The sequence below is a fragment of the Alphaproteobacteria bacterium genome, assembly GCA_030739735.1.
GTDB lineage: Bacteria > Pseudomonadota > Alphaproteobacteria > UBA7887 > UBA7887 > UBA7887.
This window is the reverse complement of record JASLYQ010000010.1, coordinates 85,280-92,407: the sequence shown is the minus strand read 5'-3', so window position 1 is coordinate 92,407 and position 7,128 is coordinate 85,280. Positions and strand designations below refer to the sequence as shown.

General features: G+C 61.2%; 11 protein-coding genes and 1 tRNA gene. 11 read left to right on the top strand and 1 reads right to left on the bottom strand.

Annotated features, from left to right (window positions below; all coding sequences use genetic code 11):
* Positions 1-72 precede the first annotated feature (72 nt).
* The 11 genes from murA (at position 73) to QF629_06945 (ending at position 6,327) form a co-directional block, all read left to right on the top strand.
* Entirely contained in the window at positions 73-1,332 is a 1,260-nt protein-coding gene (gene murA, locus QF629_06995) for a UDP-N-acetylglucosamine 1-carboxyvinyltransferase (protein ID MDP6013276.1), read from the top strand.
* The gene (locus QF629_06990; GenBank protein ID MDP6013275.1) at positions 1,329-1,802 is read left to right on the top strand and encodes a DUF2948 family protein; all 474 of its coding nucleotides are present in this window, start codon (positions 1,329-1,331) and stop codon (positions 1,800-1,802) included. Before murA ends, QF629_06990 begins: the two co-directional genes overlap by 4 nt.
* Positions 1,799-2,467, top strand: a complete 669-nt coding sequence (gene hisG / locus QF629_06985; protein ID MDP6013274.1) for an ATP phosphoribosyltransferase — start codon at positions 1,799-1,801, stop codon at positions 2,465-2,467. The genes QF629_06990 and hisG overlap by 4 nt, the downstream gene beginning before the upstream one ends.
* A complete protein-coding gene (gene hisD / locus QF629_06980) occupies positions 2,451-3,749 on the top strand; it encodes a histidinol dehydrogenase (protein MDP6013273.1) in 1,299 nt (432 codons plus the stop codon). The genes hisG and hisD overlap by 17 nt, the downstream gene beginning before the upstream one ends.
* Positions 3,746-4,225: a UPF0262 family protein gene (locus QF629_06975; GenBank protein ID MDP6013272.1), complete on the top strand. Its 480-nt coding sequence runs from the start codon at positions 3,746-3,748 to the stop codon at positions 4,223-4,225. The genes hisD and QF629_06975 overlap by 4 nt, the downstream gene beginning before the upstream one ends.
* Positions 4,225-4,671, top strand: coding sequence for an arsenate reductase ArsC (locus QF629_06970; GenBank protein MDP6013271.1), 447 nt, complete (start codon positions 4,225-4,227; stop codon positions 4,669-4,671). Before QF629_06975 ends, QF629_06970 begins: the two co-directional genes overlap by 1 nt.
* 91 nt (positions 4,672-4,762) lie before the next feature.
* Positions 4,763-4,981 (top strand): translation initiation factor IF-1, encoded by a 219-nt coding sequence (infA, locus tag QF629_06965; GenBank protein MDP6013270.1) that lies wholly within the window; start codon positions 4,763-4,765, stop codon positions 4,979-4,981.
* Positions 4,978-5,589 carry a Maf family nucleotide pyrophosphatase gene (locus QF629_06960; protein MDP6013269.1) on the top strand — a complete coding sequence of 204 codons (612 nt, stop codon included), beginning with the start codon at positions 4,978-4,980 and terminating at the stop codon, positions 5,587-5,589. Before infA ends, QF629_06960 begins: the two co-directional genes overlap by 4 nt.
* A 3-nt stretch (positions 5,590-5,592) precedes the next feature.
* The gene (locus QF629_06955) at positions 5,593-5,820 is read left to right on the top strand and encodes a hypothetical protein (GenBank protein MDP6013268.1); all 228 of its coding nucleotides are present in this window, start codon (positions 5,593-5,595) and stop codon (positions 5,818-5,820) included.
* On the top strand, positions 5,817-6,023 hold the full coding sequence (yacG, locus tag QF629_06950) for a DNA gyrase inhibitor YacG (GenBank protein MDP6013267.1): 207 nt from the start codon (positions 5,817-5,819) through the stop codon (positions 6,021-6,023). The genes QF629_06955 and yacG overlap by 4 nt, the downstream gene beginning before the upstream one ends.
* Before the next feature lie 228 nt (positions 6,024-6,251).
* A tRNA-Phe gene (locus QF629_06945) sits at positions 6,252-6,327 on the top strand.
* A gap of 26 nt (positions 6,328-6,353) precedes the next feature.
* Here the strand turns inward: QF629_06945 and QF629_06940 are convergent.
* The gene (locus QF629_06940; protein MDP6013266.1) at positions 6,354-7,121 is read right to left on the bottom strand and encodes an SDR family NAD(P)-dependent oxidoreductase; all 768 of its coding nucleotides are present in this window, start codon (positions 7,119-7,121) and stop codon (positions 6,354-6,356) included.
* Positions 7,122-7,128: the final 7 nt, after the last annotated feature.

Sequence of the window (7,128 nt, the reverse complement as noted above, 5' to 3'; positions counted from 1 at the left end):
TCGTATATAACGGGCGGCCGTGGCGCGGCCCGGCAGCTGTTTCCGTTCGAACATAAGGCGCGGCACTGAGACATGGACAGAATTCGCATTCGCGGCGGCAAGCCGCTGCACGGCGAAATCGCCATCTCAGGCGCCAAGAACGCGGCGCTGCCTTTGCTCGCGGCTGCGTTGTTGAGTGACAAGCCGCTGCGCCTAAGCAATCTTCCCAACGTCGCTGATGTTGCCAGCATGGTCGGCCTGCTTGCGGAACTCGGCGTCATGGTGGATGGGGGGGGCGCCCGGCGCACTCTGTGGGCTCAAAACATTGTCCATCATACCGCGCCCTACGATCTGGTGCGCAAAATGCGTGCTTCGGTGCTGGTCCTGGGGCCGCTCCTGGCGCGCGAGGCGCGCGCGCGGGTATCGCTGCCGGGCGGCTGCGCCATCGGCACACGGCCGATCGACATTCACCTAGGCGCACTACGTCAGCTCGGGGCCGAAATCAATTTGACCGAGGGCTATGTTGAGGCCTCGGCACCGGGTGGCTTGCAGGGAGGGCACGTGACTTTCTCGTCGGTCTCCGTCGGTGCGACTGAGAACCTCTTGATGGCGGCGGTATTGGCGCGCGGCGAGACGGTCTTGGCCAATGCGGCTCGCGAACCCGAGATCGTCGATCTCGCCGCCTGTCTGATTGCCATGGGCGCGCGGATTGACGGTGCGGGCACTGACACCATCACTGTATCGGGCGTCGATCGCCTCGACGATGCTGTTCATGCCGTGTTGCCCGATCGCATCGAAACCGGTACCTACGCGGTCGCGGCTGCAATCACCGGTGGCGAGCTGTTTCTCTCTGGCGCTAGGCTCGAGCTGATGAACGCGGTGACCGAGGTGTTGGCCGGCGCCGGCGTGCTACTCGAGGAGCGCAACGATGGTTTACTGGCGCGTCGGGCCGATGGCATAGTCGTTGGCAGTGATGTGGTGACGCAGCCCTATCCTGGTTTTCCCACCGACATGCAAGCGCAGATGATGGCATTGATGGCGATTGCCGACGGTGCGTCGCTGATTACGGAAACCATATTCGAGAACCGTTTCATGCATGTGCCGGAGCTCAATCGGATGGGGGCGGATATCACTGTGCAGGGCTCGACGGCCATAGTGCGTGGCGTTGCGCATCTGATAGGAGCGCCCGTCATGGCAACTGATTTGCGCGCCAGCGTCTCATTGGTGCTGGCGGGCCTGGCCGCGCGCGACGAGACGCTGGTGCAGCGAGTGTATCATCTCGATCGGGGCTACGATCATATCGAGGCCAAGCTGGCGGCCTGCGGCGCCGATATCGAGCGGGTGAACGAATGATGGGCCTCAGGCCGGAGACCTTGCGTTTGTGCGCCAAAGCGGCGGAGGACTACGCTATCGTCGCGGCCTGCCTGCAGGACGCTCTGATGCCGCTACGTGAGATGGCCTATCTGCCGCACGAGAGCCGCTTTGTTGCCGTCTTTGACCGCTTTATGTGGGAGCATTGCGGAGGCGATGGATGTGTCGGCCGGCCGCCCTTCGTCATCCAGTCTGCCTTACGTCTCGAGCAGGTGCGGGCGGTTCGCGTGCGTGATATTGATCAGGCCGACAAGCGCCAGGTTCTCGAGCTGCTGACACTTGCGCCTACGCAGGACGACACGCTGCACTTGACCTTTGCCGGCGGCGGCGTCATCGAGATCAGTGGCGAGTCGCCGCTTTGCTTGCTCGAAGATATCGGTGAGCCGGAGCCGACACCCTTGGCGCCGGAGCATAATGGTGATCCTACTGCAGGGAAGAAAGGCGGGCTATGAACGCGCGCGACGGATTGGTGATGGCGGTTCCCAAGGGCCGCATTCTCAAGGAGCTGGTGCCGCTGCTCAACCAGGCAGGCATCGAACCTGAGGGGGCGTTCCACGACTCCGACGCGCGCCAGCTATCTTTCGCTACCAACGTACCGGGGCTATCGCTGATCCGCGTGCGCAGCTTCGATGTTGCGACATTCGTCGCCTTCGGTGCGGCGCAACTCGGCGTTGCGGGTCGCGACGTGTTGCTTGAATTCGACTACCAGGAAGTCTACGCGCCTCTCGATCTCAGCATCGGAGGTTGCCACCTGTCGGTGGCGGAGCCGGCGGAACTTGCCCACGGCGACGACCCGCGAAAATGGAGTCATGTGCGCGTGGCGACTAAATACCCGGAGACTACACGCCGGCATTTTGCAGCGCGTGGGGTGCATGCGGAATGCATCAAGCTGAACGGCGCGCTCGAGTTGGCGCCGGGTCTCGGCCTCTGCCGGCGCATCGTTGATCTGGTCTCAACCGGTCAAACTTTGCAGACTAATGGATTGGTTGAGGTTGAGCGCATTACCGATGTGACTTCTCGGTTGATCGTCAACCGTGCTGCCTGGAAGACGCGGCCGGGCGAGATCGGCGGCTGGATCGAGAGCTTCCGGGAGGTGGTGAATGGCGCGACGGCTTGACACGCGAGACGCGAATTTTGAAGCGGCCTTCACCGCTGCGCTGTCGGAGAAGCGCGAGACGGCTGTGGATGTCGGCGAGGTTGTCGCAAAGATTATCGCGGACGTGCGCCGCCGCGGCGATGCAGCGCTGTTCGACTACACCGAGCGCTTTGATTGCCTGAGTTTGGACGCCTCCACTCTGCGCATCGGTGCCGAGGAGATCGTGGCGGCGCACGCGGCGACCAGCGACAAGCTGCTGGCGGCGCTCGACGTTGCGCGTGAGCGCATAATGGCCTATCACCGCCATCAGTTGCCGGACGATCTCGCCTTTCGCGATGACAGCGGCGTTGAACTCGGTGCGCGCTGGCGGCCCATGGCGGCGGTCGGCATCTACGTGCCAGGCGGCACCGCGGCCTATCCGAGTTCCGTGTTGATGAATGCGCTGCCGGCGATGGTCGCCGGCGTTGAGCGCCTAGCGATGGTCACGCCGGCCCCGGACGGCGAGATCAATCCGTTGGTGCTGGCGGCGGCCTCGGCCTCGGGCATTGAGGAGATTTATCGCGTCGGCGGCGCCCAGGCGGTCGCGGCTCTGGCATATGGCACCGAGAGCATTGCGCCGGTCGACAAAGTGGTGGGACCGGGCAACGCTTATGTGGCAGCCGCCAAGCGCCAAGTGTTCGGCACTGTTGGCATTGACCTGATCGCGGGCCCATCCGAGGTATTGGTTGTTGCTGACGCTGACAACGACCCACGCTGGATCGCGCTAGACCTGTTGGCCCAGGCCGAGCACGATACGGCGTCGCAGTCGATCCTCATTACCGATGATACCGCGTTCGCCGACCGCGTTGAAGCGGCCGTAACTGATGAGCTTGCCTCCCTGCCACGCGCCGAAATCGCTGGTGCGAGTTGGCGCGATTATGGCCTAGTGATCCTCGTTTCCGACCTGGCCGAGACGCCACCGCTTATCGACAAGGTGGCGCCCGAGCATCTCGAGTTGGCTGTTGCGGACCCTGATTCCTTGGGTAGAAATGTGCGCCATGCCGGCGCGATCTTCCTTGGCCGGTATACGCCGGAAGCCGTCAGCGATTACGTTGCTGGCCCGAACCATGTGCTGCCAACGGCGCGCAGCGCGCGCTTTTCGTCCGGCCTCTCGGTACTCGATTTCGTCAAGCGCACGAGCATCGTGCGCTGTGATGCTACCAGCGTCGCCGTGCTAGCGCCGGCTGCGCGTGCCTTGGCGGAGGCCGAAGGGCTTGACGCCCATGCGCGTTCTATCGCGGCTCGCCTGGCCGAGACCAGGTGAGAGGGGATAGCCAACGCCTGGTCGCCGTCACCCTCGACGAGGGCAGTGTCGTACACTGGAATCCAGAGATCGACCACGAGCGTGAAGTGGCGATCTTCGACTTGCTGGAGACAAACAGCTTTTCGCCTGTCGGGGCGCCGGTTGGACCCTATGCCCTACATCTATCGATTCAGGAAAATCGTCTAATATTCGGTGTCCGCGCCGCTACTGACGAGCGTGAGCTGATCACCGTCAGGCTGGCGACGACGCCTTTGCGGCGTATCGTGCGCGACTATTTTACGATTTGCGAAAGCTATTTTTCTGCCATCAAGACTGCGCCGCCGTCGCGCATCGAGACCTTGGACATGGGGCGACGAGGCCTGCACGACGAGGGCTCGACTCAGTTGCGCGAGCGCCTGGAGGGGAAGATCGAAATCGACTTTGACACTGCGCGGCGACTCTTCACTCTGTTTTGCGTTCTACATCTTCGCCATTGATGGCAGTTATTAGAAATCCTGGTAGGGTGTTATTATGCTGTACTAATAATTCACTTCGCTCACCAATAGCCGAAGCAATTATAAAATATTTTTTCGGAAAACGTATCTACGTTGACTCCGTGGGCCTGCGGGCAGGGGAGCCCGATGGGTTCATGATTGAGGTGATGGACGAGATCGGCATAGACCTCTCGCAGCACAAGTCGAAGACATTCGAGGATCTCGAGGACATCTCGTTTGATGTCATCATCTCGCTATCGCCGGAAGCGCAGCATCGAGCGGTCGAGCTGACCCGCGACATGGCCTGCGAGGTCGAGTTCTGGAACACCTTTGATCCCTCATTGACCGAGGGTAATCGGGAGGCGCGCCTGAACGCCTATCGCCAGGTGCGCGACGGCCTGATGGAGCGCTTGGAGAACCGTTTTGAGCGACCCTCCCGCCCCATATGAGCTGCCATGAAGAAACAACGGTTGACCGATCGTCGGTCGCGGACCATTTTCTAGCGGCCGCGAGGCACCTCAGTTTTCCCAAGGGGGATCGATGCCGAAGGAAGAAATGATCGAATTTCAGGGCGTTGTGAAAGAAATTCTTCCCAATGCCATGTTTCGTGTGGTTCTGGAAAATGACCACGAGATCCTGGCCCACACCTCCGGGCGTATGCGCAAGAATCGCATCCGCGTGCTGGCAGGCGACCGGGTCACGGTGGAGATGACACCGTACGACCTGACCAAGGGCCGCATCAGCTTCCGCCATAAGTGAGCCGGGTTCTAGCACCTCGGCTGGTGCTTGCTTCGGCCTCGCCGCGTCGACGCGATTTGCTGGTGCGGATAGGTCTCACGCCCGACGCGTTGGATTCTGCCGATATCGACGAATCTCCGTTGCCGCGTGAGCTGCCACGCGTTTTCGCACGTCGCCTCGCGGTCGCTAAGGCCGCAGCGGTAGCACCCCGTCATGAGGGCGCCTTCGTGTTGGCTGGAGACACGGTCGTCGCCTGTGGCCGACGTGTCCTGCCTAAGCCTGAGGATTACGATGCCGCCCGCGCCACCCTGCATCTCCTCTCGGGGCGCCGCCACCGGGTTTACACGGCGATCAGCGCGATAGCGCCTGACAGCCGCTCGGCCACGCGTCTGGTGCTGACGCGGGTGCGCTTCAAAAGCCTCAGCAATGCTGATATCGCGATTTACCTCGACAGTGAAGAATGGCGCGGTAAGGCTGGTGGCTATGCCATCCAGGGTCTTGCCGGCGCATTCGTTATCGCTATAGACGGCTCGAGTTCGAATGTCATCGGCCTGCCACTCTATGAGACCCGTGCCTTGCTCGGCGGACTCGGCTACCCGGTTGATCGCCTGCTGGACGGTGAGGCCTGAGAGATGCGCTGGATTCTGATCAGTTGGGGTGGTGGCGAGATCTGCATTGCGGTACTTGCCGATGGTGAGCTGTGCGGCTCCGAGATCCAGTATGGGGCGGCACGCAATCGGTTTGGCGATATCCACCTGAGGCAGGTCACTCGGGTGCTACCAAAGATTGATGTGGCATTATTGATAACTGACGCCGATCCGTGCCGGAAGCGCGAGCAGTTCAAGGTCACAAGACAATGAGCGACAAGCCTGGTTATACGCCGGCTGTGGTCGAAGGTAGGGTCAGGGGACGATCTTGTTCGATCTGTGACAAGTCTGCTGCTGCCGTGCAATATCCATTCTGCTCACAGCGTTGCCGCGACGTCGATCTCGGCCGCTGGCTCAAGGGCAGTTATGCCATACCCAGTCATATCTCGGACTTGGGTGTTGACGATGACGGTTAATATTAAGTTCGATAGATGTATGTATAATTATTGGTTATTAGTGACGAATATAAAATTGGTTTCAAGAGGTGAGAATTGAGTGTCATCTGTGACGATTGGGGGAGCAGGAGTTATTCAGCTCTGTCTTGCTGAGGCCGCCCACACTCAAGTTTTGACCCGCCAGACCCTGGACAGCCGCAGCCAGTTTCTTTATAACCGCCTCGCCCCAAGCCGGGGTGTTTCATGGTCGCCCAGGTAGCTCAGTTGGTAGAGCAGCGGACTGAAAATCCGCGTGTCGCTAGTTCGATTCTAGCCCTGGGCACCATTTTCCTGTGCAACGCGTAAAAGAATCTACCGTGCCGCCAGTCGGACGGCGCCGTCAAGGCGGATGGTCTCGCCGTTGAGCATGTTGTTCTCGTAGATAGTGCCGACCAAGCGGGCGAACTCCTCGGCAGAGCCGAGGCGTTGCGGGAAGGGCGTTGCGGCGGCTAGCGAGGCTTGAACATCCTCTGGCAGGCCTGCCATCAGCGGTGTTAGGAAAAGCCCCGGCGCAATCGTCATGACGCGGATGCCGAATTGCGCCAAATCGCGTGCGGCGGAGATCGTTAGGCCGACGATGCCGCCCTTAGACGAGGCATAAGCCGCCTGTCCGACCTGTCCTTCATAGGCCGCGACAGACGAGGTGCAAACCATGACGCCGCGCGAGCCGTCCGCATCTGGCTCATTCGACTGCATTGCGTCGGCGGCGGCCTTCATCGTGTTGAAGGTGCCGATCAGGTTGACGTTGACGACCGTCTTATAGGTCTCGAGCGGCAGTGGTCCCTTGCGGCTGAGGATACGCCCCGGAGTGCCGATGCCGGCGCAGGCGACGGCCAGGGTCAACGGCCCGTAGGCCTCGATAGAACCGGCAATGGCATTGACCATGCCTTGCTCCTCGGTTACGTCGAGCTGGCAAAAGCGCGCATTGTCACCGAATTTCGCCGCCGTCGTATGGCCTCGCTCGGCATCGCGGTCCAGTACCGTCACTTTGCCGCCGGCGGTGACGATATGCGCGACGGTCGCCGCGCCGAGACCCGATGCGCCACCGGTTACCACTGCGTGGCAGGTCGTGAAGTCCATTCTGGTC

Bases quoted from the DNA above. Each gene is read 5' to 3' on its own strand.
- murA (MDP6013276.1), top strand. From the start codon at position 73: ATGGACAGAATTCGCATTCGCGGCGGCAAGCCGCTGCACGGCGAAATC.
- QF629_06990 (MDP6013275.1), top strand. From the start codon at position 1,329: ATGATGGGCCTCAGGCCGGAGACCTTGCGTTTGTGCGCCAAAGCGGCG.
- hisG (MDP6013274.1), top strand. From the start codon at position 1,799: ATGAACGCGCGCGACGGATTGGTGATGGCGGTTCCCAAGGGCCGCATT.
- hisD (MDP6013273.1), top strand. From the start codon at position 2,451: ATGGCGCGACGGCTTGACACGCGAGACGCGAATTTTGAAGCGGCCTTC.
- QF629_06970 (MDP6013271.1), top strand. From the start codon at position 4,225: ATGGCAGTTATTAGAAATCCTGGTAGGGTGTTATTATGCTGTACTAAT.
- infA (MDP6013270.1), top strand. From the start codon at position 4,763: ATGCCGAAGGAAGAAATGATCGAATTTCAGGGCGTTGTGAAAGAAATT.
- QF629_06955 (MDP6013268.1), top strand. From the start codon at position 5,593: ATGCGCTGGATTCTGATCAGTTGGGGTGGTGGCGAGATCTGCATTGCG.
- yacG (MDP6013267.1), top strand. From the start codon at position 5,817: ATGAGCGACAAGCCTGGTTATACGCCGGCTGTGGTCGAAGGTAGGGTC.
- QF629_06940 (MDP6013266.1), bottom strand. From the start codon at position 7,121: ATGGACTTCACGACCTGCCACGCAGTGGTAACCGGTGGCGCATCGGGT.